At 61.5% G+C, this 24,885-nt stretch carries 24 protein-coding genes; 12 read left to right on the top strand and 12 right to left on the bottom strand.

The genetic code is table 11. From position 1 onward, the window contains the following. Positions 1 to 273: 273 nt before the first annotated feature. Positions 274 to 735 carry a GNAT family N-acetyltransferase gene (locus BM438_RS10860; protein ID WP_093634282.1) on the bottom strand — a complete coding sequence of 154 codons (462 nt, stop codon included), beginning with the start codon at positions 733 to 735 and terminating at the stop codon, positions 274 to 276. A 50-nt stretch (positions 736 to 785) separates the two neighbouring features. Then, positions 786 to 1,061: a hypothetical protein gene (locus BM438_RS10855; RefSeq protein ID WP_143131691.1), complete on the bottom strand. Its 276-nt coding sequence runs from the start codon at positions 1,059 to 1,061 to the stop codon at positions 786 to 788. Positions 1,062 to 1,168: 107 nt separating this feature from the next. On the opposite strand from BM438_RS10855, the gene pdxR reads away from it, so the two are divergent. Then, on the top strand, positions 1,169 to 2,641 hold the full coding sequence (gene pdxR, locus BM438_RS10850) for a MocR-like pyridoxine biosynthesis transcription factor PdxR (RefSeq protein WP_093634280.1): 1,473 nt from the start codon (positions 1,169 to 1,171) through the stop codon (positions 2,639 to 2,641). 38 nt (positions 2,642 to 2,679) lie between these two features. On the opposite strand, the gene BM438_RS10845 is transcribed toward pdxR, so the two are convergent. The 3 genes from BM438_RS10845 to BM438_RS10835 form a co-directional block, all read right to left on the bottom strand. Beyond that, positions 2,680 to 3,783, bottom strand: coding sequence for an NAD(P)/FAD-dependent oxidoreductase (locus tag BM438_RS10845; protein WP_093634279.1), 1,104 nt, complete (start codon positions 3,781 to 3,783; stop codon positions 2,680 to 2,682). Between the two features lie 179 nt (positions 3,784 to 3,962). After that, positions 3,963 to 4,166, bottom strand: a complete 204-nt coding sequence (locus BM438_RS10840) for a DUF3562 domain-containing protein (RefSeq protein WP_093634278.1) — start codon at positions 4,164 to 4,166, stop codon at positions 3,963 to 3,965. 182 nt (positions 4,167 to 4,348) lie between these two features. Continuing rightward, on the bottom strand, positions 4,349 to 5,413 hold the full coding sequence (locus tag BM438_RS10835) for a DMT family transporter (RefSeq protein ID WP_093634277.1): 1,065 nt from the start codon (positions 5,411 to 5,413) through the stop codon (positions 4,349 to 4,351). A gap of 163 nt (positions 5,414 to 5,576) precedes the next feature. Here BM438_RS10835 and BM438_RS10830 point away from each other — a divergent pair, with 163 nt between their 5' ends. The 7 genes from BM438_RS10830 to BM438_RS10795 all read left to right on the top strand — a co-directional run bounded on the left by BM438_RS10830 (position 5,577) and on the right by BM438_RS10795 (position 12,719). Next, a complete protein-coding gene (locus tag BM438_RS10830) occupies positions 5,577 to 6,353 on the top strand; it encodes a DUF1295 domain-containing protein (RefSeq protein ID WP_093634276.1) in 777 nt (258 codons plus the stop codon). A gap of 53 nt (positions 6,354 to 6,406) precedes the next feature. Continuing rightward, on the top strand, positions 6,407 to 7,510 hold the full coding sequence (locus BM438_RS10825) for an SAM-dependent methyltransferase (RefSeq protein WP_093634275.1): 1,104 nt from the start codon (positions 6,407 to 6,409) through the stop codon (positions 7,508 to 7,510). A 25-nt stretch (positions 7,511 to 7,535) separates the two neighbouring features. Beyond that, positions 7,536 to 8,135, top strand: coding sequence for a uracil-DNA glycosylase family protein (locus tag BM438_RS10820; protein ID WP_093634274.1), 600 nt, complete (start codon positions 7,536 to 7,538; stop codon positions 8,133 to 8,135). Positions 8,136 to 8,314: 179 nt separating this feature from the next. Continuing rightward, positions 8,315 to 8,914: a cytochrome b gene (locus tag BM438_RS10815; RefSeq protein ID WP_093634273.1), complete on the top strand. Its 600-nt coding sequence runs from the start codon at positions 8,315 to 8,317 to the stop codon at positions 8,912 to 8,914. Between the two features lie 56 nt (positions 8,915 to 8,970). Next, a complete protein-coding gene (locus BM438_RS10810) occupies positions 8,971 to 10,422 on the top strand; it encodes a glycosyltransferase family 2 protein (RefSeq protein ID WP_093634272.1) in 1,452 nt (483 codons plus the stop codon). A 189-nt stretch (positions 10,423 to 10,611) separates the two neighbouring features. Next, complete coding sequence (locus tag BM438_RS10805; RefSeq protein WP_093634271.1) at positions 10,612 to 11,850, top strand: aromatic ring-hydroxylating oxygenase subunit alpha; 1,239 nt, start codon at positions 10,612 to 10,614, stop codon at positions 11,848 to 11,850. A 449-nt stretch (positions 11,851 to 12,299) separates the two neighbouring features. Then, complete coding sequence (locus tag BM438_RS10795; protein ID WP_093634270.1) at positions 12,300 to 12,719, top strand: rubredoxin; 420 nt, start codon at positions 12,300 to 12,302, stop codon at positions 12,717 to 12,719. Here BM438_RS10795 and BM438_RS10790 read toward each other — a convergent pair. Both BM438_RS10790 and BM438_RS10785 read right to left on the bottom strand, forming a co-directional pair. Then, positions 12,716 to 13,561: an oxidoreductase gene (locus BM438_RS10790; protein WP_093634269.1), complete on the bottom strand. Its 846-nt coding sequence runs from the start codon at positions 13,559 to 13,561 to the stop codon at positions 12,716 to 12,718. The genes BM438_RS10795 and BM438_RS10790 overlap by 4 nt on opposite strands. Positions 13,562 to 13,618: 57 nt before the next feature. Further along, complete coding sequence (locus BM438_RS10785) at positions 13,619 to 14,548, bottom strand: LysR family transcriptional regulator (protein ID WP_093634440.1); 930 nt, start codon at positions 14,546 to 14,548, stop codon at positions 13,619 to 13,621. Positions 14,549 to 14,631: 83 nt separating this feature from the next. Here BM438_RS10785 and lysA point away from each other — a divergent pair, with 83 nt between their 5' ends. Next, positions 14,632 to 15,900 carry a diaminopimelate decarboxylase gene (gene lysA, locus BM438_RS10780; RefSeq protein ID WP_093634268.1) on the top strand — a complete coding sequence of 423 codons (1,269 nt, stop codon included), beginning with the start codon at positions 14,632 to 14,634 and terminating at the stop codon, positions 15,898 to 15,900. Positions 15,901 to 15,953: 53 nt separating this feature from the next. Here the strand turns inward: lysA and BM438_RS10775 are convergent, their stop codons facing one another. Next, positions 15,954 to 16,874 (bottom strand): LysR substrate-binding domain-containing protein, encoded by a 921-nt coding sequence (locus BM438_RS10775; RefSeq protein ID WP_093634267.1) that lies wholly within the window; start codon positions 16,872 to 16,874, stop codon positions 15,954 to 15,956. A 116-nt stretch (positions 16,875 to 16,990) separates the two neighbouring features. Here BM438_RS10775 and BM438_RS10770 point away from each other — a divergent pair, with 116 nt between their 5' ends. Together BM438_RS10770 and BM438_RS10765 are read left to right on the top strand one after the other, a co-directional pair. Then, a complete protein-coding gene (locus tag BM438_RS10770; protein WP_093634266.1) occupies positions 16,991 to 17,758 on the top strand; it encodes a transporter substrate-binding domain-containing protein in 768 nt (255 codons plus the stop codon). Between the two features lie 39 nt (positions 17,759 to 17,797). Further along, on the top strand, positions 17,798 to 18,913 hold the full coding sequence (locus BM438_RS10765; protein WP_093634265.1) for a succinylglutamate desuccinylase/aspartoacylase family protein: 1,116 nt from the start codon (positions 17,798 to 17,800) through the stop codon (positions 18,911 to 18,913). Between the two features lie 89 nt (positions 18,914 to 19,002). Here BM438_RS10765 and BM438_RS10760 read toward each other — a convergent pair whose 3' ends face one another. The 4 genes from BM438_RS10760 to BM438_RS10745 all read right to left on the bottom strand — a co-directional run bounded on the left by BM438_RS10760 (position 19,003) and on the right by BM438_RS10745 (position 22,690). Next, a complete protein-coding gene (locus BM438_RS10760; RefSeq protein WP_093634264.1) occupies positions 19,003 to 19,269 on the bottom strand; it encodes a cupin domain-containing protein in 267 nt (88 codons plus the stop codon). A gap of 76 nt (positions 19,270 to 19,345) precedes the next feature. Then, the gene (locus BM438_RS10755) at positions 19,346 to 19,741 is read right to left on the bottom strand and encodes a hypothetical protein (protein WP_167378366.1); all 396 of its coding nucleotides are present in this window, start codon (positions 19,739 to 19,741) and stop codon (positions 19,346 to 19,348) included. A gap of 414 nt (positions 19,742 to 20,155) precedes the next feature. Then, positions 20,156 to 22,312, bottom strand: coding sequence for a phosphocholine-specific phospholipase C (locus BM438_RS10750; protein WP_093634262.1), 2,157 nt, complete (start codon positions 22,310 to 22,312; stop codon positions 20,156 to 20,158). 63 nt (positions 22,313 to 22,375) lie between these two features. Next, positions 22,376 to 22,690 (bottom strand): hypothetical protein, encoded by a 315-nt coding sequence (locus BM438_RS10745; protein ID WP_093634261.1) that lies wholly within the window; start codon positions 22,688 to 22,690, stop codon positions 22,376 to 22,378. A 209-nt stretch (positions 22,691 to 22,899) separates the two neighbouring features. Between BM438_RS10745 and BM438_RS10740 the strand changes: the two genes are divergently transcribed. Further along, entirely contained in the window at positions 22,900 to 24,882 is a 1,983-nt protein-coding gene (locus BM438_RS10740) for an amylo-alpha-1,6-glucosidase (RefSeq protein WP_093634260.1), read from the top strand. Positions 24,883 to 24,885: the final 3 nt, after the last annotated feature.

The raw sequence follows: 24,885 nt of genomic DNA, 5'->3' as shown, positions 1-24,885 counted from the left end.
TGCGCCCCTTCGTGAGGAGATCGCCCAAGGTCGCGTGGGAGCCAGATGGCGCTCCGTCCAATGGCGATAACGGCAGGCTGCCTGCAAACTTGAGCGGCGAAGGGAACGAATGCGGTGAGCGTCGATGAAGGCGATGCGCTACGCATGCCGGCTGGATCGGCCGCCGGCCATGCGAATGTGCTGTCTGGTCGCGCAAGAATGGCGACGCGAGAACGGGATGCGAAGCGGGGCCGCAAAGCCCGTCAGGCGGGCCTGCTGCGCTGTATCACAACGTCACAATGCCTTGCGGTACACCACGAAACCGGAGTGGTCCGCGACCTTGTCGTACAGCTTCATTGCGGTGTGATTCGTCTCATGCGTTTGCCAGTAGACCCGTTGCAAACCGTCGCCCTTAGCCCGTGCATACACCGCTTCGATCAACGTACGGCCGACACCTTTGCCGCGCTCGGCTTCCAGCGTGTAGAGATCTTGCAGATAGCAGGTCGGTGCAACCATGGTCGTGTGACGGTGGTACAGGAAGTGCACGAGGCCGAGCAACTGGCCGTTGCGTTCGGCGACCATTGCGTGCATTGGCTCGTAAGCGTCGAAGAAACGCCCCCACGTGACTTGCGTGATTTCGCGCGGCAATGCCGTTTCACCCGAGCGGCCGTAGAACGCGTTGTAGGCGTCCCACAGCGGCAGCCACGCGTCGAAGTCGGCGGGCGTGACGGGGCGGATTTGAATCGCGTCGGACATGGGTGTGGCTCCTTGTGTTGTGATGGTTGAGGGCGAGTACGTCGCGGCCGCTAAGGCTGAGTTGAACAAGCATAGACGGCCGCGCTGAATGCCTGCTCGCGCTCTTCTTCAGCAGTAGGTGCTGCGGACGTTGCTGAAGCTGAGCCGTCATCGCTCCCGCGCTGCTCCAGATTTTCGTTCACGCAGGCATCCAGGCTTGCGCGTGCCGTTGCCGCCGGCTCGAGCAGCCCGTAGGCATAAGCCGCGCACGCCAGCGCCACACACCACTTCACCGCGGCGCCATAGCTCAGGCGTGCGGTGACGGCGTGACGTGCATGCGTATTCATGGCAACGGTCTCTCCCGCAGTATTCAGCGACTCCAGAACCGTCAGCATAAGAAATTTGTGGCACCATTGTTAGCTCCACAGTGCGACCAGAATTTGGAGCCACGAAATTGGACTACGGTCTGTTGATGTCGAACGTCGAACGCGCAATGGGTGGGCGCAAGCTTACGCAGCAGGACTTGCTCTACGAGAGTCTGCGTCGCGCGATTCTCGATGGCGATATCCGTCACGGCAGCCGTCTTCTTGCCACGCGAGCGCTTGCCGAACAGTTGGGCATTGCGCGCAACTCTGTCCTCTACGCATACGAGCGGCTCACCGACGAGGGCTTCATCACGGCGAGCCGGCATGGTTCCATCGTCAGCATGGTGAGCGGTTCAGGCGCTTCGATCTTCGCAATAAGCGGCACCGTGCAGACGCCTGAAAATCACTTGTCACGCCGCGTCGCCAATCTGCCGCGCGAGCGCACGAATCCCGACGACCCCACGCCGTTTCGTCCCGGCGTGCCCGCACTCGATGAATTTCCGCTTGCGCAATGGCGTGCCTCGATGGAGCGCGCATGGCGCACGGTCGAACCGCGGGAACTCGGTTACGGCAACAATGCTGGGCACCCCGCATTGCGCCGCTCGATTGCGGAATACGTGCGCGTGTCGCGTGGTGCGCGGTGTTCGGCGGAGCAGGTGTTCATCACCTCGGGCACGCAGGCGAGTCTCGATCTATGCGCCTGCATGCTGGCAGACCCCGGCGACAGCGTCTGGGTCGAGGATCCCGGCTATCACGGTGCAAAGGCTGCATTCCAGGCCGCGGGTTTGCAACTGGTGCCGATTCCCGTCGACGCTGCCGGCATGGCGCCGACGCCCGATCACTGGGAACTGACGCCACCGCGCCTGATGTACATCACACCGTCGCACCAATATCCGCTCGGTAGTGTGCTGAGCCTCGAGCGGCGCTGGTCGATCATCGAGAATGCGATGGCGCGCGGCGCGTGGATCATCGAGGACGACTACGACAGCGAACTGCGCCACAGCGGTCCACCGTTGCCGTCGATCCAGGGCCTCGCAGCCGACACGCCGGTGATTTACCTCGGCACCTTCAGCAAGACGATGTTTCCGGCGCTGCGGATGGGCTTCATGGTCGTGCCGGCGCACCTTGTCGCCGACATCGACGAGGCGCTCAGCGAGATCGCACGACAAGGGCGCGTGGCTGAGCAGATCGCGTTGGCGGATTTCATCGATAGTGGGAAATATGCGCGGCATCTGCGACGTATGCGGCGGCTGTACCAGCAGCGCCGCACCGCGCTGGTGAACGCGATCGAGCGGCATATGGGCGACCTGGTGACGGTGTCATCCGACGGCGGCGGCATGCATCTGACGATGCGACTCGATGTGCCGCTGCGCGATCAGGACGTGAGCGCAGTGACACGTGAGCACGGTTTGCATATCGCTGCGCTCAGTGCGTTTTGTCAGCCGCCTGCTAAAGACGCCGCACGCTATAACGGATTCATGCTCGGCTACGCGGGTGTCAAACCGCACGAAGCCGACGCATTGGTGGCGCGACTCGCCGCCGTGGTGCGTGGGCTACGCTAGATCGCGAACGAACATCGTATTGTTGTGACGAAAGAGAACTAGACCGCTTCCGCCCTGAGCCAACGCGCGAGCCCGGCGTCGTCATCGGTATCCAGCGCCTGTGCGACCCGGCGCCCGACTGCCGCGCCGAACTTATAACCGTGGCCCGAGCATGCCGATACCGCCAGTGTGTTGCCGATGCGCTTCGAAAAAAAGCGTTCGTCCGAAGTGAACGTGTAAGCACAAGTTTTCACTTCGGTAACCGTATATTCGTCGATGCGGCTGAACGGCGGTGAAAACAAGCGGCGCAGGCTATCGCCCTCTCCGGGCGCCGCGACGCGATTGGCATCAGGATCAGGTGCACGTGATTTTTGCACACTGGCGCCGAACTTCAGGCCGACATCGTCGATTGGCGGCAGCACGTAACCGCTGCTGGCGCCGCCAATATCGACGATAGCGGGCGCATTCGACCACGCTTCCGCCAGATCCGCGGGTGGCTCGAGATAGGCGACGACGTTGCGATACGTCATCAGGTTTTCGGCGAGCGAGGGGAACAGTTGCAGCGTCCACGCGCCGGCGGTGACTACGAGCCGGTCGGCGCGGATGATCGTGTCGTCTTCGATGCGTACGGAGGCCGCATGCGCATCGACTGCGAGTACCTTGGTATGCGTGCGAATTTCGGCGCCGCGCATCTTGAGCCACGCTTTCATGTCGCGAGCGATGCGTTCGCTAAACAGCGCGCCGCCATCCTGATCGAGGTAGGCGTAGCGAAACGTGGCAGGGTCGAGAAACGGATAACGCGCGGCCGCTTCGAGCGGGTCGAACTGTTCGTACTCGAATTTCATCCGATCGAGACCGGTGCGAAATTGTTCCGCGCCATCACCTGCGTGTTGCGAAATGCCGAGCACGCCGCAGTTCGCATAGTGGGATACGCCGAGGTCATTCCACAGTAGATCCCAACTATCGAATGCCTCGGCGATGGTGCGTGCGTAGCCGTCAGCATCGCCATACGCTCGACGGATCATGCGACTCCGGTCGCCCGACGCGGCGAGTGGGTTCGGAATCGAGCCCTGCTCGATCAGAGTGATGTCGTGTCCCAGCTTCGCAAGCGACCACGCTGTGCTCAAGCCGGCGATGCCCGCGCCTACGATTGTCACCCGCATGCCATCTTCCCCCGAGTCGATGTATCCGGGTCAGAGTCTAGCAGTGGGAAAAATAAACCGGTACGCGTTCTGGCAACGCGAAAAATAATTCGGTATGTGTTTTAGCGAATCGCCGCGCGAGCCAACAGGGGCGATCCAGCGTACTACCAGGCAGGGGGTGGTCTCCGCGCGCCGCCGTGTCAGTGTTTCTGTTTCGACGGATGGCGCAGCTTGTCGCGTACTTTCTTCGCGGCGAACAGCGGTACGTAATCGAATACACGCGCTTCGTGCCGGTAGTCAGCCAGGGTGTCTGCGTACATCTTCGAAACCGTTTCCGTCGGGGTATCGGTTTCCTCTGCGATGCTTCTCACCACTTCGTCGACATTTGGCTCGGGTTGGGACATGGAACTCTCCGGGGCAAGCGGGATGGACCGGCGGGTCGCCGGGAACGGGCGCACGACAGGAGTTCATTAGAGGATGCGTTTGGCCACGATGCCAATTGAATTGGTCTATCGAATGACTCGCTCCACAGAGATTTTTGTCTTGCACTGCAGCAAGCGCCCGCGCCATGCGGGGATGCGGAAAATCAATGTGTATGCCGATGATGAATATCTGGGAAATGCGCGTGCGCATGCGTGATCGGCGCGTGGGAATGCGGATGCGTGTGCGGCTCGTGGCCGTCCCACGCGAAATCATGTTCGTGCTGGTGATGCGCGTCGTGCCGGTGACGATGCGTGTGATCCAGCGGGGCATGCGTGTGCGGATGCTCGTGACGTTCGCGGATGTGCAGCCAGACACCCAGCGTCATCAAGGCAGCGGCCACCCAGAATAACGGCGGCGGCATCTCCGGCCACAGCAGCCACGATAAGGTCACACCAAATAGTGGTGCGACCGAAAAATAGGCGCCCGTACGCGCGGTGCCGAGATTGCGCAGCGCGACGACGAACAGCACGAGACTCACGCCGTAGCCCGCGAAACCCGTCAGCATGGCGAGCGCGACGGTCGTGGCCTTGGGCCACGCTGCACCAAAAGTGAGCGCGAGCGTGACGTTGACTGATCCGGCCACGAGCCCCTTTACGCAGGCGATGAACATGGCGTCGTGAGTCGACACCTTGCGCGTGAGATTGTTGTCGACTGCCCAGCACGCGCACGCGCCGACCAGCAGCAGGGTGCCGGGCGGCAGGCCGGCCGCGCCGGGCTGCCACGACAATGCCACGCCGCCCGCAACGATCGCGGCCATGCCCAGGAACACCTGAATGTCGACGTTCTCGCGAAACACGATCCACGCGATCAGCGCGGTGAATACGCCCTCGAGATTCAATAGCAGCGAGCCGGTGGCGGCTGGCGTCGTTTTCAGACCCAGCATTAGCAGCGCCGGCCCCGCGACACCGCCTGCCACGATTGCGCCGGCGAGCCACGGCACTTCGCGCACCGGGAAGCGGTGGTGACTGACCGGCTGCCCCTCCGCTTGACCTTTCAGGCGGCGCGCCAGAATCACGGCGGCAAGGCCCGTGCCGCTGCCGAGGTAGAACAGTCCGGCCAGCAGAAACGGCGACAGCGAGCCGAGCAGCGCCTTGGCGAGCGGCGTGGTCGCGCCGAACAAGGCGGCGGCGAGCAGAGCGGTGAAAGCGGCGTTGAAGCGGGTCGGCATGGGCGGGAGATTCGGATGGAGCAGGCGTTGCCGACACGATACCGCTATCGGGCCGTGGACGCCTAACTCCGCCGAACAGGCGATCGGGCTGGAAATCCCGCTCGCGCGCATCCGATCGCGCCCTCACTGCGTATAACCCGCATCGCCATCGAAAGAGGCCCCCATGCCGCCATTTGCCGCCGCCGTGATCGCCCTGATTGGGCTCATCGCGATCTTCAGCGCTGTCTGGGCATGGCAGTTGAAGACCGGGAACGCCGGCATGGTCGATCCGGTTTGGGCCTATTCGCTCGGCCTGGTCGCGGTGCTCTACGCCGTGCTCGGCAACGGCGATCCGGTATCGCGTGCACTGACCGCGCTGGGTGGCCTGGTTTGGGGCGTGCGACTCGGCACGCATCTGTGGAAGCGCAATTTCGGCAAACCGGAAGACGCGCGCTATCGGCGCTTCCGTGAAGAATGGGGCGACAAGGCGGCCAGCAAGATGTTCTGGTTTTTCCAGGTGCAAGTCGTGATTTCGATGCTGCTGTCGATTGCATTTCTGGTGCCGTCGTACCGGAGCAGCGCACCGGCCATCGGCTGGATTGTGCTGGCTGCGGCGGTGTGGATAGTTTCGGTAGTCGGCGAAGGCATCGCAGACCGTCAACTCAAGCGCTTCACGCAGGATCCGGCCAATCACACCGCCGTGTGCCGCGTTGGCTTGTGGCGCTATTCACGGCATCCGAATTACTTCTTTGAATGCGTGCATTGGCTTGCTTACATCGCGCTGTCGATCGGCACGCCATGGGGTTGGTTCACGGTGTTGCCACCGGTGCTGATGGCTTTTCTGCTGCTGAAGCTCTCCGGCATTCCGCTGCTCGAAGAAAGCATGGCGAAAAGGCGCGCCGGTTACGCCGATTACATGCGCACCACCAGCGCGCTGATCCCGTGGCCGCCGCGGCATTGAGATGAGCCGCCTACGGCGCGAAAGCCCAGAAAAGACGATAGGGAGTGAGCCTCATGAGCCTTTCCACCACCGGCCGTACATTGCCGCCTTCGTCGCCCGCCGAGCCGAGCGACGGCTGGCTGATCCAGAGCTGCGAACGCGGCTGGCTGCCCGACAGCGTGATCCGTTTCGGCATGCGTCAGCTGATGCGCCAGCGTTTGCGCGACGAAGCGATCGACAACGGCGAGGTGCGCGCACAACGGCTCAACCGTCTGTTGGACGACTTGCGTTCAAGCCCGATCGCCATCGAAACGCAGGCCGCCAACAGGCAGCATTACGAGGTGCCAGCGTCGTTCTTCCACGCGCATCTCGGGCCGCATCTCAAGTATTCGTGCTGTCTGTACCCAACCGGCAATGAGACGCTCGTGCAAGCCGAAGCCGCGATGCTAGAGTGCTACGCCGAACGCGCGGAACTGGCCGACGGTCAGCGGATTCTCGATCTCGGTTGCGGATGGGGCTCGTTGTCGTTGTGGCTGGCGGCGCATTATCCAAACGCGCAGATCGTCGCGCTGTCGAATTCGCATGGGCAACGCGTGTTCATCGAAGCGCGCGCGGCGGAGTTCGGTTTGCACAACCTCTCGGTGGTCACGGGCAATGTCGTCGATTTCGAATTCGAGGAAGCGCAGCTTGGTGGCGGCTTCGATCGCGTGGTGTCGATCGAGATGTTCGAGCACATGAAGAACTACGGGCTGCTGCTCGCGAAGATTTCACGCTGGATGCGCGATGACGCGAAGCTGTTCGTGCATATCTTCGTGCATCGCACGCTTGCGTATCACTTTCAGGTGCAGGACGGCAACGACTGGATGTCGAAGTACTTTTTCACTGGCGGCACGATGCCCTCCGAAGCGCTCCTGCTGAACTTCCAGGACGATCTGCGGATGGAGCGGCAGTGGTGGGTGAGCGGCGCGCACTACGAGCGCACGGCGAATCACTGGCTCGCCGCGCTCGACGCAGCGCGTGACCGCGTGATGCCGATGCTGGTCCATACATATGGCGCGCGCGATGCGGCTATATGGTTTCAGCGGTGGCGGATGTTCTATATGGCCGTGGCCGAGTTGTTCGGCTACGCCAACGGGAATGAGTGGGGCGTGGGACACTATCGGTTTGTAAAACGCTAAACCGAATCCTGATCCGCGCCTCGGTATGACCGCAAGGAAACCCATTTCACTGAACACGTTGTTGCACGACATTCGCGCCTGTACGGTATGCGCGCCGGTGCTGCCGCATGCGCCGCGGCCGGTCGTCGTGGCGTCGGCTGATTCGCGCATTCTGATCATCGGCCAGGCGCCCGGTGCGCGCGTGCATGCTTCGGGCATTCCATGGAGCGACGCCAGTGGCGCACGCTTGCGCCACTGGCTCGAAGTCTCCGACGAGACCTTTTACGACGCCTCGAAATTTGCCATCGTGCCGATGGGCTTCTGCTTTCCGGGCAGAGGCACGAGTGGCGATTTGCCGCCGCGGCCCGAATGCGCCGCGCTTTGGCATCAGGCCTTGCTCGCCCAGTTGCGCGAGGTGCGGCTCACGGTGTTGATTGGCCAATACGCGCAGCGTTTTGGCCTCGGCGACGCATTCGGGCCGACGCTGACCGATACGCTGCTGCGCTGGCGCGATTACGGCCCGCACGTAATACCGCTCCCGCACCCCTCACCGCGCAATATCGCGTGGTTCAAGCGCAATCCCTGGTTCGAAGCAGACGTATTGCCGACTTTGCGGGCGCGGGTTGGTGCGGCGCTCGAGGAATGACTCGCCTCGCGCCGTCGAAATACGTCGAAACAATCGGAAACACACAATTAAGCGATTGACGGAATAAAACGGCAAACTGATGCGTTTGCTTCATACCGGCGGCGAGATCAGGCCTGCTGCGGCACGGCCGAATTTTCAAACAGCTTTCGCTAGAAAACCATTTGCAGACGGAACGACCGATGAATACTCACGCCGACTCCTTGACCGATTCAACCGGCACGCCGCTGGCGTCGCGCTATACCCGCACGGCGATAACGCTGCACTGGCTGATTGCGCTGCTGATGATCGGCAATGTGGTACTCGGCCTGACCGCGGAATCATGGCCCGACGACTGGGTACGTCCGGTGGTCGACACGCATAAGTCGATCGGCATCACCGTGCTCGGTCTCGCGTTGATGCGCATCTTGTGGCGAGTAACGCATAAGCCGCCGCCGTTGCCGCGTGAGTTTCCGTCGTGGGAAAAAATCGCCGCACACGTTGCCCATTTCTTGCTGTACCTGCTGATGATCGCGCTGCCGCTATCCGGCTGGCTGCACGATTCCGCGTGGAAAGATGCTGCCACGCATCCCATGCATCTGTTCAACCTGTTTCCCTGGCCGCGCATCGGCTATGTGATGAATCTCGATCCGGTGCTCAAGGAGACACTGCACGACCGCTTCGGCGCCTTGCATACGTGGCTCGGCTACGCGCTGTATGCGTTGCTGGCAATGCATATCGGCGGCGCGCTGAAGCATCAATGGATCGATCGCAAGTCGGTTCTGAAACGCATGGTGCCGTAAGCATCGCCACGCTGCTTTCTATCTAATAACCACCAACGACGAACTCGGCAGTCATTTTGAAGAAAACTCTGGAACAGGCGCTCGCCCTCGCATCGCCGCGCATACTGCCGCGTCCCACTACGCTGCTCAGCACGCTGATTCATTTCAGCGTCGTCGTGCTGTGGTTGCTGCTGTTCGCCCGCGCATTCTTTCTGCAAGGTGTGGTGGCGTGGTCGACCGGCATTGCGTACGTCGTGTACGACACCTTGCTGCTCGCGTTCGTCACCTGGAAAACGCTGCCGCTGATGCGGCCCACGCCGCCGCTCGAGCCAGACTTCGATGCGCGCAACTTGCCGGACATGGGTGTGATCGTCGCATCGCATAACGAGGCGACGGTATTGCCGGTGACGCTCGCCGCGTTACTGCGCCAGACGCATGGCCCGGCGCAAATTGTGATCGCCGACGACGGTTCCACCGATGCCACCCACGCGCTGCTCACTGAACGCTTTGGCCTCACTGCCGCCGCTGACGGTGTGCTGAGCGCGCCGAGTTCGCTGTACCCGAATCTGTACTGGCTGCGCGTGCCGCACGGCGGCAAGGCGCGCGCGCTGAACGCCGCCATCATGGTCATGACCACCGAGACCGTGATGACCGTCGACGCCGACACGCTGCTCGACGACGACGCCACCTACGCGATGCGCGCCGCCTTCGCGAGCGAGCCGAAGCTGGTCGCGGCGGCCGGCATTCTGGTGCCGGTGTGCGGCAAATCGGTGTCGGGCCGCGTGTTCCAGTGGTTCCAGACCTACGAGTACATGCGCAACTTCATCGCCCGTTTTGCGTGGATGCGCGCCGACAGTCTGCTGCTGATTTCCGGCGCCTTCGCGTCGTTCAGGCGTGACGCGCTGGTCGACGTGGGCGGTTTCGATCCGCAGTGCCTGGTCGAAGACTACGAACTGATTCATCGGCTGCGCCGCTATTCGGTCGATCATGATCTCGGCTGGGACGTGCGTGTGGTCGGCGATGCCCATGCGCACACCGACGCGCCGGACAACCTCGGCAGTTTCCTGCGGCAGCGCCGTCGCTGGTTTGCGGGTTTCCTGCAAACGCAATACTGGAACCGCGACATGACCGGCAACCCGCGCTACGGCAAGATGGGCATGCTGATGCTGCCGGTCAAGGCCATCGATACGATGCAGCCGATCTACGGGTTGACCGCCTTCGCGTTGCTGCTCGGCTTTCTGTTCGGCGGGCATGGCGCGATCGTCGTGTCGATTTTCAGCGTGATCGGCCTTAAAACGGCGATCGACCTCGCGTTTTATCTCTGGTGTATCCATCTGTATCGCCGCTGGACTGGCCATCGCACCGGCTCCAGTTTGTGGATGGCGGTGCTGGCGGCGATCGCCGAGCCGTTCACATTCCAGCTCGTGCGACACGTCGGCGCTCTGCTCGGCTGGCTGCATTTCCTGCGCGGCGGACGCTCGTGGGGCGTGCAACGCCGCTCCGGGCTCGTGACGCGCGACGAAAGCTAGCCGCCGATCATCTGACCAAAGGCACATGGAGAGGAAGAATGGCTCGCCAACCCAACGGGCGGCGAGCCGGACACGGCACGCAGGCGGGGGAACCATGCCGCTTCGGGTTCGAGTAGACTGTACGGCGATGTCGGCCCGCGAATTGCAGGGCGACCACCTTCTATCCGCTCGTGCACGGAGGCTCCACCTATGCATGCTGTTCCCCCGCTCGAACAAGACACCGTCGATGCGCCGGTCGATGCGTCGCCTGCTCATACAGCCGCGCAAACCAACGCCTCAACAGGCGCGAAACCCCACGCGCCGGATCAGGCCGCCAACGACGCCCCAGTGCGCGATCTGCGGCGCGTAGGTATTCACCCTGATTACTGGTATCCGCTCGCGTGGTCGCATGAGGTGAAGCGGGGCAAGACGCATGGTGTGACGTTCGCGGGTGAGCCGATCGTGCTGGCGCGTACGGAGTCCGGCAAGGTGTTCGCGCTCGAAGACCGCTGCGCGCATCGCCAGGTACCGTTGCATCAGGGCGTGGTGGACGGCGAGTCGATCCGCTGCGGCTATCACGGCTGGACCTACGACTGCTCCGGCACCTGCATCGACGTGCCGTATCTGGGCCGCGACCGGCTGCCCAATGGCGTGCGTTCTTATCCGTGCCGCGAAGTCGAAGGCCTGATTTTTGTGTTTCCCGGCAATGCCGAGTTGGCCGAAGAACGGCCGCTGCCCGCGTTCAGCTCCGTATCCGACAAGAAGTACAAGACGCGCCGTTTCGGCCGTCCGGTGAATTGCCACTATTCGTTCATGCACGAGAATCTGATGGATATGAACCATCAGTTCCTGCATCGCCGCCAGATGGGTCAGATGCGCGCCCGTTCGCTGGGCCGGCGGCGCGGCGAGGGCTGGGTCGAAGTCGATTACACGTTTGCGCGCATGGCCGGCCAGCAGCCGATCGGCGAGGCGATCGTGTTCGGCCAGAGCCGCAAGACCGGTGGCGACAACGACAAGGACGTGATGACGATCCGCACCGAGTATCCGTATCAGACGCTGCAGATCCGCACGTCCGATCAGACGCTGGTGATGGATTTGTGGATCGTCTACGTGCCGCTCGATCGTGAGCAACGTACGAACCGCACCTTTGGCCTGCTATCGATTCGCAAACCGGGCATTCCCGGCGTGCTGAATCTCGCGTGGCCGCTGCTCGTGTGGTTCACCGAACGCATTTTCAAGGAAGACCGCGAGATCGTCGAAGCGGAACAACGTGCGCACGATTCGCAGGGCGCGGACTGGAATCACGAGGTGTTTCCGGTCATCAACGAACTACGCGCCTTGTTGCGCGAAAGCGGTGCGCCGGATCAGGTGGTGGGCGCCGGCACGGGTGGCGCTGCGGTGATCCGCTTCTGGGATTCGCGTCACGGCAACCCATTGTCGAATACTTGATATTCGAGTTTTTTTTGGGGCTTCGGCCGTTGCCGCGATCGTGGCGGCGGTTTCTGAGCATGCTGGCGAGGTGGCGCTTTCGTAAGTCGGCTTTCCGCCCGGTGGAGAACGAATCCATCTCCACCCGGTAGGGAATTCAGGCCGATCGAGCAGCGATAATGACATCTGACACGCCGAGGTTTGCGCCAATCGAGATGCGCTGACCTCCGACCCGTGTACCATTTCGCTTTTTCCAATCTTTAAGAACGCCTCGTGACTACGCAACACATCCCCACCGCATCCCGCAAATCCCTCACTCTGCTGCAACTGCTGGGCCTCATCGGCGCCGCCGGCCTGATCGCAGCGATTGTGCTGAACCAGTTCGCCTGACCCCGCCACGAAGCCCTCGCTTCAAGCATCCGACCCTATGCCGGCGCTCGTCGCCGGCTTCATCGATATTCCGATTTGCCATGTACAAGAAGGGCGTCGCTGTAGAAATTCAGTTTTCTCCCGAACGGCTCAACGACGGCGCCGGCGATCCGTACTGGATCGATTTGACGCAGGTCGAAGCGCAACGGCTGTTGGAAACCCTGCAGGCACGCCTGGCTGAAAGTAGTGCGGGTACCGTCGCGCCTTTGGTTGTGAGCCTTGATGAGACGACGGCGGCGTCGCGCGCGGTCGATGCGCCACATGCCGCGGAAGAAAGCGCGGCGCCTGCGGACGACTTCAAACAATGGGTTTGCGTGATCTGCGGCTGGATCTACGACGAAGCCGCCGGCTTGCCGGAAGAAGGTATCGCGCCGGGCACCCGCTGGGCAGAGGTCCCGGCCGACTGGCGTTGCCCACTGTGCGACGTGGGCAAGGAAGATTTTGCGTTGGTCGAGTTTTAAGCCGGAAAATCCGCGCCGACCGTCGTGGCCTCCCACGCATCGAAGTCGCCGCGCATGAAGTCGAGCTTCTTGCGCGCCAGTTCGAGCGCGGCCTTGCCGAGCAGCAAACGCAGCGGTGGCTTGTCTGACAGCGCGGCGTCGATGATTGCCTGGGCGGCGCGCACCGGATCACCCGCCTGCTTGCCGCTGCGCGCCTCGGTCTGTTTGCGGCGCTCACCGGCCGTGGCCGCATAGTCGTCGATCTCCGTCGCTGATTGCTTGATCGACGGACCCGCCCAGTTCGTACGGAACGGGCCGGGTTCGACGATCAATACGTCGATACCGAGCGGCTTCACTTCCGTCGCGAGCGATTCGGACAGGCCTTCCACCGCGTATTTGGTGGCGTGGTAATAACCGGTCGCGGCGAAACTCGTGATGCCGCCAATCGACGACACATTCACGATCAAGCCACTGTGCTGCTCACGCATGATCGGCAACACGGCCTTCGTTATATCGACCAGACCGAACACGTTGGTCTCGAACATGGCGCGGACTTCGTCGTCCTCGCCTTCTTCGATCGCGGCCAGATAGCCGTATCCCGCGTTATTGACGAGCGCGTCGATGCGCCCGAAACGCTGCTTGGCCTGCGCGACCACGTCCGCGATCTGCTTGCGGTTCGTCACGTCGAGCGGTAGAACCAACGCGCGGTCGCCGTGCGCTTCGGCGATATCTTTCACTTTCGACGCGTCGCGTGCGGTGACCACCGCACGCCAGCCGCGCTCCAGCACCAACTTCGCCAACTCGCGGCCGAAGCCGGTGGAACAGCCTGTAATCAGCCAGACGGGATTGTCTCGATTCATCATTTGGGAAACTCCGGTTGATGGGCGAACGTGGCGCGGGTTGTTGGTCGAATAGCGCCCTTATTGCTGCTTGCGTTTCGAGTGGGTTTTTAATTGTATTCTTAACTCAGCGGCCTCGCTTTGCAGCGCTTCAACGAATGCGCCGGCCAGCGGATGGCTTGGGCGATGCTCCGGATGAACCACGCTCACCCGAAACGGCAACGACACGGCGAGCGGCCGGATATGCAAATTGCGGCCCGCGAAATCCAGCGCCGTAAGCGGATTGACGATGGCCACGCCGAGACCTTGCCGCACGAAACTGCACACGGAGACGGCGGTGGGTGTCTCGATCATCTGGCGGCGCGCGATGCCTGCTTGCGTGAAGGCTTCGTCGATCTGAATCCGGTACGGATCGTTCGACGACAGGCTGATGAAGGGCTGATTCGCGAAGTCTTTCAATTCGATCACGCGCTTGGCGAGCAATGGATGCCCATCGGGCAGCACGCAAACTTCGTCCACTTCGAGCAAGGGCGTCAGGCGTGTTCCAGCAGGCGGCGCGCCATGTTCGGTCAAGCCGAGGTCATATCGTTGCGCGGTCAGCCATTCTTCGAGAAACGGTGATTCCTGCGTGGCGATCGAGAGACTGACGCCGGGCTGTACATCGTGAAAACGCTTCGCTGCGCCTGGCAGGATCGAATGCGAAAACGCGGGCAACGCGATGATGGAAAGCTGGCCGCCCTGAAATTCACGCAGACTTGCCGCCGTGGACGCCACCCGTTCGAGCCCGATATAGACGCGCTTGATTTCATCGAATAGCGTCAGCGCGGACATGGTAGGACGCAGCCGCCCGTGCACACGTTCGAACAAGGCAAAACCGACGCTCTGTTCCATGCGCGCCAGCTCGCGGCTTACCGTTGGCTGCGAGGTGAAGAGCATCTCGGCCGCTTTGGTGACGCTGCCTGCCGTCATCAACGCGCGGAAGACTTCGATATGTCGATGAGTGAGCGCCATGATGTGTATATCAAGAATGAATGGATTCACAAAGAATAGGTATTTTACTGAATGACCGGTTCTCAGCATCATGTTGCTCACTAATGCTTCGAGATAGAGAGCCGCGAACCGTGACCACATTCAATCCACCACAACTCGTCGAACTTGCGCGTCAGTACGGCACGCCCCTTTGGGTCTACGACGCCGACGTGATCCGCCAGCGTATTGCCGAATTGCGCAGCTTCGACTTGATCCGCTATGCGCAGAAGGCGTGTTCGAACGTGCACATCCTGAAGCTGATGCGGGACGAAGGGGCGATGGTCGACGCGGTGTCTTTGGGCGAAATCTCGCGCAGTCTCGCGGCGGGTTTCACGCCGGATGGCGATCCAGAGGGCGTGGTTTTTACGGCTGACCTCGTCGATCACGCAACGCTGGCTGCAGTGATCGAGCATCGCATCACGGTCAACGCTGGGTCGCTCGAAATGCTCGAACGTATTGGACGACAAGCGCCTGAAGGGCATCGTGTGTGGCTGCGAATCAACCCCGGTTTCGGGCATGGACACAGCAACAAGACCAACACGGGCGGCGAGCATAGCAAGCACGGGATCTGGCTAGATGATGTGCCGCTGGCAATTGCCATGGTGCGGCGTTACGGTCTGAAGTTGGTCGGGCTGCACATGCATATCGGCTCCGGCGTCGACTACACGCATCTATCGCGCGTGTGTGATGCGATGGTCGAAGCGGTGCAAGGCTTGGGCCACGATATCGAAGCGATTTCAGCCGGTGGCGGTTTGTCGGTGCCGTATAGCGAAGGCGAACCGCGGATTGATGCCGAGCATTATTTCCGCCTTTGGGATGCGGCGCGCAAGCAGATCGAAGCGCATCTCGGGCATCGCGTGAGACTCGAAATCGAACCGGGGCGTTTTCTGGTCGCCGAAGCGGGTGCGCTGGTTGCCGAGGTGCACGCGCTGAACCGGCGGCCGAACCGGCAGTTCGCCTTGGTGGATGCGGGATTCAATGATCTGGTGAGGCCGTCGTTTTACGGCAGCCATCATGAGATGACGGTGGTGAAGGGTAATGGCATGCCGAGCGAAGCTCCGCCTGGCTCTTTCGCGGTGGCCGGGCCGTTGTGTGAAGCGGGCGATGTGTTCACGCAGGAGGCGGGTGGTGTTGTCACGAGCCGCTCCATGCCGGCGCCGGAAGTGGGGGACTTCATCGTGTTTCATGACGCCGGGGCATACGGCGCGTCGATGTCATCGAACTACAACAGCCGGCCGTTGGCGCCTGAGGTGTTGGTGGAGAACGGCACGCCGCGGTTGATTCGGCGCAGGCAAACTATCGAGGAGCTGATCGCGCTCGAAACGCCAGATTGATTTTGTCGAGCGTGGTTGCTGCGAGCGCTCGTTGGCTCTTTATGCTCCAACGCTCATCGCGCCCGCACAGTGCGCATGTACGACGCAATCATCGTCGCGAGTTCCTGTGCGGCTGGCGTGACGGGAATCGCCGCGCGCTGCAACAGGCAGACGTTCTGTTCGACCGCCCGTTCGCGCACATTGATCGACGTGAGCGTGCTCGCAAACGGCCCACGCTTCACGACAATCGACGACTCCAGCGACAGGCAGTCCGTCGCGCCAACCAGATGCAGCGTCTCATACAGACCTTCAACCGTCGCGATGATTTTCGGCGGCGGCAGACTGTGGCTCTCAAACAGATGGTTCAGCCGATTGACCTGCGGATCGTCAGTGAGATTCGGCGAGGGCGTCGCCACCCAAGTGCAATCGGCGAGATCGGCAATCGAGGTGGCACCCGCTTTCGGATGACCGCGACGGCAGACCACCACAGGATCGGACGGATAGAGCGGCGTCACGGATAGATCGGCCGTATCGGTGTGCTTCGACACTAGCGCGACGGCGAAATCGAGCCTGCCCTCTCGAATCCACGAAATCATCATCCGCGAGGTGCCGGTGCGCAAATGCACGGCGACCCGCTCGAAGCGCGCGCGGAATTCCATCAGGACCGGCGCGAAGGCGTCGATGAGCGGCTCGGTGGTCATGCCGAACGTGACCTCGCCCGCGTAGTCGCCACGCAACTGCTGCACTTCCTGCTCGGCCCGCTCGCATTCGCCGAGAATCGCGCCGGCACGCTGCAGGAGCCGCTGGCCGAGCGCGGTTAGCGCGATGCCGCGGTTCGTGCGGGTGAATAAAGTCGCACCCAGCATCGATTCGAGGTTCTGCAACTGCTGCGTGATGCCGCTCTGGGCGATGCCGAGCGCCCGCGACGCTGCGCGAATGCTGCCGTGCTCGGCAACGGCGGTGAACGCGCGTAGCTGGGAGATCGTCAGCGCCATGAGGAGTCTCAGTGATCGGTAAAAGTGATCATGATATTACTTTCGGGACTTCTTTGAGGCGCAACGGCGACATAGGATGGCTGTGTAGTAATCCGCCCAACCCACACCCGCCTCCCATGAAAATTCCGCTGATGATCTTGAGCGCCGCGCTGGCTTTCAGCAGTGCTGCGTTTGCCGCCGACTCCGCCACGCTGCGCCTCGGTATCGATCCGACCTATCCACCGATGGATTCCAAGGCGCCCGACGGCAGCTTCAAAGGTTTCGACGTCGACCTCGGCAACGAGATCTGCCGGCGCATCCATGCGCATTGCCAGTGGGTCGAGCTCGAGTTCTCGGGGATGATTCCCGCGCTGCAGGCGCGCAAGATCGACGCAATCCTGTCGTCGATGGCGATCACGGAGAAGCGTGAGCAACAGATTCTGTTTTCGTCGAAGCTGTTCCAGTTCAAATCGCGGTTGATCGCGCGGCAAGGTTCGGCGCTCGCGGGCGGGTTGAATGCGTTGGCCGGCAAGCAGATCGGTGTGCAATCGGGGACGCAGTTCGAGGGCTATGCGCTGAAGAATTGGGCGCCGCTTGGCGTGCACGTGGTCGCGTATAAGAGTCAGGACGAGGTGTTCGCCGACTTGCAGAACGGTCGCCTCGATGGCGCGTTGCTCGGATCTGTTGAGGCCGACTACGGCTTTTTGCGCACGCCGGCGGGGAAGGGGTTTGCTTTTGTCGGCGAGCCGCTTTCGATGGGTGATCGCGGCGTGGGTGTCGGTCTGCGCAAGGATGAGACTGCGGTGCAGGCGTCCATTAACGAGGCGATTGCTTCGATGCGCAAGGACGGTACGTACGCGCAGATCGCGAAGAAGTACTTTGATTTCGATCCGTATGGCAATTGATTTTCTCACTTCATATTTTTCTCCAGGCTTCTCGCTCTCATGAATAAGCAATCGATTCCGCTTCTATCGCCGGCTATCGGCACGCACCGCGAACTGGTGTCGTTTCATTTTGGTCCTGCGGATAGCGGACAGAAGATTTATATCCAGTCGTCCCTGCATGCCGATGAAACGCCGGCGATGTTGACGACGGTTTTGCTTAAGCGTCGATTGCTTGAACTGGAGAAGCAAGGTGCGTTGAACGCGGAAATCGTGCTGGTGCCGGTCGCGAATCCGGTTGGGCTTGGACAGTACGTACTCGGGCAGTTTCTTGGGCGCTTCGATCTGGGCAGCGGCAAGAACTTCAATCGACACTTCATGCAGTTTTCGAAGCTGGTGGAGCGGGCTAAGGATGCGTTGGGTTCGGATGCTGCGGAGAATCGGCGGATTGTTCGCGAGTTGATCGCTGCTGAACTCGCCGAGCAGAAACCGTTGACTGAGTTCGAGTCGCTGCAATTGGCGCTGCTGAAGCTTTCTTTCGATGCGGATGTAGTGATCGATCTGCATTGCTCGTTGGAAGCGGCGATGCATCTCTATACCAGTGAAGCTGCCTGGCCTGAGTTTGAACCCCTGTCACGGTATCTTGGTGCGCAGGCTTCGTTGCTGGCGACTAACTCGGGCGGGGAGTCGTTTGATGAGACGCATAGTTTGTTGTGGTGGCAGCTGCAGCAAGCTATGCCTGCTGATAAGCCGGTACCGAATGGCGCGATTGCTGTCACTGTGGAATGCCGTGGGCAGCGGGATGTGTCTTATGAAGTTGCGCAGGAGGATGCGGACGCGTTGGTCGACTATCTGGTCTGGCGCAAGGCTATCAAGCTCGATGTGAAGCCTTTGCCCGAGTTGCTTGCACCTGCTACACCTCTTGCTGGCAGCGAGCAGTTCTATGCGCCTGTTAGCGGAATTCTGATTCATCGCGCGAAGATCGGGGACACGATTCGAGTTGGCCAGGCGCTGTTCGATATCGTCGATCCGTTGACGGATGAGACCACTACGCTGTGCAGCAACACCGAGGGTGTGTTCTATATGCGGCGGGCGATTCGGTTTGTGACGGCTGGGGCGCCGCTGGGGCGTGTTACGGGGAAGAAGGCGTTCAGGACCGGGGTCTTGTTGGGGGCGTGAGTTATTCGTTTTGCTGAAGGCCGGGCGTGCTGGTGATATCAGATCACGCCCGCCTGCAGGGTGCGTCTGCCATCTGCGGGTTTTCTTACTTACTTCCTTCCTACCAAATACTTCACACCATTCGGACCGTAACGCTCTGCATGCGGCTTGTTCGCCGGTAATTGGAAGACGTCGCCGACTTTGTATACCTGCTCGGTGTCGCCCACGCGTATGTGCAACTCGCCTTCCAGAATCAACGCTTTCGCCTCGAACGGATGTTCGTGTACGTCCATCGTGATGTTCGCCTCCCGCGTCACAACGACGGCCTCGGGGAATCCTTCTTTCGTGAGGCTTTCAGTGAATGCTTTGCGGTCCATGGCGCCCTCAGCGGCTAGCAGTTGCGAAGATTTACTGTAACGCTATCCGCTAATTCGTGCAGAGCGCAGCCGTGTGTTATGCCGGCGCCGTTACACCTGAGCCGAGCTTCCTGCGCGTTCTCGTGCGCGGCGCCACTGATTCACCCAACCCTTTCCTGCGGCGCGCAGCATTCAATTCCGCTTCCTCCGCATCGGCCATCACGACTGAGATCTTTCCTCGCTCGATGTTCGCCTCGGTTTCGTACTGCTGTGCCGTACGCTCCAACAACTCCGCAAGCAACATCTGGTCGCGACGGTCGCAATGATTCATCGCGATACCTTTGCGCAGCGTCCTCGCCAGCATAGCCAGCGATGAAAGCCGTTCCACATACGTGCGGGTTGCTTCCAGTACCTCGCCGGCAAGTCGCTTATATTCAGCGGGCTTCACCGAAAGACGAGGGTTCATAAATGGAGCTTCAGCGGGTTTGCTCATGGCGCGATTTCCGGTTGATTCTCGAAATCGCCCGACACTCGCTGCAAACGGGTGGGCGGGCACGTAGCGAGGTTGAGAGACCGGTGTCCCGACAAGCCGGCGAGCCTTGCGGCCCCCTCGCCATCACCCGCCCGTTGAAGACGCGCTAAGGCAAACGCACGGACCTGCACAACAGGTTATGCGATCGGAACAGTCGGGCTCTCACACCCGGTCATCATTGTTTTGACGACCGCCAGATTATAAATGCGCTCTTCTCTTAAAATTCACTTTGCTAAGCTAACTATCTAGCTTTGGCTAATCGGCCTAAGACCGTTCTAATTTTCCTTCGCCGTAATAGCCCGGAGCAACTGAGCTTCGATCAGGCAACCCAACAAAGCAGCCACCCAACCGAAGCCCGTCCATCATCGCCTTGCTTTAATTCACCACCAACACCGGCGCCACAGCCGCCGGGTCACTAATACTCGGCCGGCCATTCTCAACGTGCCCAGCCAGACGAACCGAGAAGCTGGCGTCGTCGTTACTCGTCACCGTCAAGTCGTACCAGTGATGGCTCGATGCCAGCACCCAGGCCTCTTCGATGTGCGCCCCTGCCGGCACCAGCACCGGACGCGTGCGCGCACCATACGCGTTGTCCGTCACTGTCAGGCGGGCAATACCGCCGCCCTTGTTGCTGAACTTGATAAACACATTGCCGTTCGCAACGTCGTATTGCACCTTGATCTCGGGCTGGGCGGGTTTGTTGTTGCCATGTCCGCCAAAGGCTGCCTGCGCAGTCTGCGCCGTCGCCGCCTGCGTATTACCCGCAAACTTGCGCACGAAACCATTCGGGCCAAACACCTCGAACGCGTACACACCGTTCGTCGTCGTCAGATCGAAGCTCTCGTTGAGCGACTTGCCGGCTTCGACGGTATAGCGCCACGGACCATCCGTGCGATTCGTCGAGTACACGTAGAAATGCGCGCCTTGATTGCCGCTATTGGCAAACGCGATGTCAAACGTGTTCTTCTTCACGTCCGCGTGACCATTCACGTGCAACTCGTACGGCAAGGCACGGGCGAAACGGATGCCGCTTTCCTGCGGGTCGAATGCCACCGGCGTGGTGGGCACCGTGGGTTTCGGCTGCGACGAGCACTCGTTGGCGATCTGCTGGTAGTTGCTCGTGTCCGGGAGCGCAGGTACGGAGGAGTCCGGCGTGCGGAAGTCAAACGCGGTGGTCAGGTCGCCGCACACGGCACGGCGCCATGCGGTGATGTTCGGCTCATAGACGCCAAAGCGCGTTTCGATGAAGCGAATCACCGAGGTGTGATCGAACACCTGCGAGCACACAAAGCCGCCCTTGCTCCACGGCGACACGATCGTCATCGGTACGCGCGGGCCGAGGCCATACGGCAAACCGTCCGCGGTGTAGCTGCCGCCACGGCCGGGATTCACCACGTTGTGAATCTCACCGTCGGTGCTGACGGTCGACTGTCCCTGGGCCGGCGTCGTCGCCGGTTGCGGCGGCACGAGGTGATCGAAGAAGCCGTCGTTCTCGTCGTACATGATGAACAGGACGGTCTTGCTCCACACTTCGGGATTCGACGTCAGCGCATCGAGAATCTGCGACGTGTATTCCGCGCCGTATGCGGGCGTATAGCTCGGGTGCTCGGAGTATGCAGCCGGCGGGCACAACCACGACACCTGCGGCAGATTACCCGCGAGCACGTCGTTCTTCAGGTCCGCAATCGTGCGCACCGTCTGCGCGCGCTCGTACAAGGCGCTGCCCGGCTGCGCGTTGATGAAATTCGCGAAGTTCTGCAGCACGTTTGTGCCGTAGTTGCCGTTCAACGGATCGGCGCCGGTCAGACCCTGCTGATACACCTGCCACGTAATCCCCGCGGCTTGCAGGCGTTCCGGATACGTGGTCCACGAGAGCAGCTGATAAGCCGGCGGACCGTCGTTGTCGACGAAATCGTTGTTGTCGAGCAGCGGGCCGCCCATGGTGCCGGTCGGATCGACCATGCCGGTCATCAGGTACGACCGGTTCGGGTGCGTCGGTCCCGGCAGCGAGCAGAAATAGGCATCGCACACGGTGAACGCATCGGCCAGTGCATAGTGGAACGGGATGTCGCTACGCAGGTAGTAGCCCATCGTCATGTCCGTCTTGTACTGGGGCCACTGGTTGTACGCTCCGTTGTTCATCGCGTAGTGCGTCGGGTACCACGAGTGGTCGAGGTCGCCGATACATTGCGCACTGGTTGTCGCTGTGTTCAGATGGAACGGCAGCACCGGTTGCGCGGCGTTCTCCTTCGACGGCTGGTACCACACGGGTTGCTTGCCACCCGGCAGCGGAATCGGGAAGCGGTCGTTGTAACCACGTACGCCGCGCATATGGCCGAAGTAGTGGTCGAACGAACGGTTCTCCTGCATGAACACGACGATGTGCTCGACATCGCGGATCGTGCCGGTGCGCGAAAACGCGGGCACGGCGAGCGCATTGCGAATGGACTCGGGCAGCGCGGTCAGCGCGGCGGCAGCGCCGGCGGATGAAGCCACGGTCTGCAGGAAACGGCGACGGCTATTTGATGTCATCGAATATCACCTTCTGCGGGTGGGGAAAGAATAGCGCGCCTCGCGCGCGCCGGTGGAGTCGGATCAGTTGCTGTTGGCGTTGTCGCCCGGTGCGTAATGCATCACGGGCGTGACTTGCTGGCTGTCGGCAGCGAGGCTCGCCTGCATGTTTTGTGTGATCGGATCGGATGCAGCGGCAGGGTCGGCTGCGAGTGGCGCTGATGCGTTGAGCATTGCCGCTGCTGGGGCCGTCGTGGCGCTTTGCGCGGCAGCGTTGTTCCCGGCGGTTGGCGATGAAGATGTTGAGCTCGAGCCGGAGTCATCGGCGCCACAACCGCTCAACGCGAAAGTTGCGAGTGCAACGAAGACGGCGCTGGCGAGGCGGGTGTCTGTTCTCATGTCTGCATCCAATTTGTGACGGCGGATGCAGTCTCCATTCCTTTCGAGAAATAATTGTGAAACGTTTGCGAGTGGATAGACTTAGGTCGCAATGTTGGCTATTAGAAAGCAATTGGAAAGCAGTAAGCAGGAGAATGGTCACGTTAGCGCCACACGGCTGAAGCCCTGGCACACCGAACGATTTGCGCTTCGCATACTTTGGCAGGTCCATGACACGCATCGAACGACCTTTCGACATCACGCGTCTCGAAGACGAATGGCTCGAGGCCGATGGCTTCGGCGGCTTCGCTTCGGGAACCGTCGGCACGCTGCGCACGCGCCGCTATCAGGCCTTGCTGCTCACGGCCACGCGCGCGCCTGGCGGGCGCGTGGTACTCGTGAACGGGGTGGAAGCGTGGCTCGAAGCGAACGGCCAGCGTTATCCGTTGAGCATGCAGCGATACATGCCGGACGTGATCTATCCCGACCCGACGGCGAGTCTTCTCTCGTTCGACACCGACCCGTGGCCGACATGGCGTTTGCAACTTGATCCGCAGGTAACGCTGATAGCGGAAGTGTTCGTGAGCAAGGCGACGCGTGAAACGGTTTTGCGTTGGCGGCTGGAAGGCGCAGTAGCGGCTTCTGGCGCGGGCACGTTCAACCTGAAAGTCAGGCCCTTGCTCTCCGGGCGCGATTACCATGCACTGCACCACGAAAACCCCGCGTTCAATTTCAAGGCGCAGACAAGCAGCGATCAGGCGTGCGTGAATTGGCAACCTTATGGCGACCTGCCGGTCATCAGTGCGGCGACCAATGGCGTCTACACGCACGCACCGGATTGGTACCGAAACTTCTGCTACGTTCGCGAGCGCGAGCGTGGCCTCGACTTCAGCGAAGACCTCGCTACGCCAGGCGTGTTCAGCTTCAATCTCGCCGACGGCGAAGCGGTGATGATCCTCAGCGCGTCGATCGCGTCCTCGGCGGCGGTGCCGGCAAGTGCCAAACCAGCCGCCTCCCATGCAACGGAACTCGCACACATCGAACAGCAGCGCCGCAGCGCACTCGGCTCACGCCTGCAACGTTCCGCCGATGCCTACCTCGTAGCCCGTAACGAAGGCCGCACGATCCTCGCCGGCTTTCCCTGGTTCACCGATTGGGGCCGCGACACGTTCATCGCCATGCGCGGCTTGCTGATCGCAACGGAGCGCCTCGACGAAGCCGAAGCGATCCTGCTCGAATGGTCGGGCACCTTGTCCGAAGGCATGCTGCCGAATCGCTTTCCCGACTACGGCGACACCCCGGAATACAACTCCGTCGATGCATCGTTATGGTTCGTCATCGCCGTTCACGACTATCTGGCAACGAACCACCCAAAAGCCGACACCCGAACACGGTTGCAGCAGGCGGTCGAGACCATCCTCACGGGCTACACGAACGGCACGCGCTTCAACATCAAAGCCTCCACCGACGACGGCCTGCTGAGCGCCGGCGTACCCGGCGTGCAACTCACGTGGATGGACGCAAAGGTCGGCGACTGGGTGGTCACGCCACGCATCGGCAAACCCGTGGAAGTGCAGGCGCTCTGGATCAACGCATTGCGCATTGCAGCAACGTGGAATCGGCAATGGCAGCAAGCTGCGGACCGAGCGCTGCAAGCGTTTCATGAACGTTTTACCGATCCGTCGACGCAAGCGCTCGTCGATAACGTCGACGTGGATTTCGTGAAAGGCGCCGTTGACCGCTCGATCCGCCCAAATCAGATCTTTGCCGTAGGCGGCCTGCCGTTTCCGTTACTCGAAGGCGCGGCGGCGCGCGCGGTGGTCGATCAGGTCGAAGCGCACCTGCTCACGCCGCTTGGCCTGAGAACGCTCGCCCCGTCCGATCCTGCCTACCGCGGGCACTACGGCGGCACGCCGCTGGAGCGGGATGGTGCCTACCATCAAGGGACGGTCTGGCCATGGCTGCTAGGCCCATTCGTTGAAGCGTGGCTGCGGGTCCACGGCGCAGAGCCGGATGCCCGTGCCCAAGCCAAAGCGCGCTTTCTCGATCCGCTGTACGCGCATCTCGATCACGCCGGCCTCGACCATCTCTCCGAAATCGCCGACGGCGATGCGCCGCACACGCCCGCCGGTACGCCGTTTCAGGCGTGGTCGCTCGGCGAGTTGCTGCGCCTCGAAAACCTGCTTGCCCGATTGGAGTCCATCGCCCCTTAAACC

It is taken from the genome of Paraburkholderia aspalathi, from assembly GCF_900116445.1.
GTDB lineage: Bacteria > Pseudomonadota > Gammaproteobacteria > Burkholderiales > Burkholderiaceae > Paraburkholderia > Paraburkholderia aspalathi.
The sequence above is the reverse complement of the archived record's forward strand: the minus strand, read 5'-3'. Positions and strand labels throughout refer to the sequence as shown.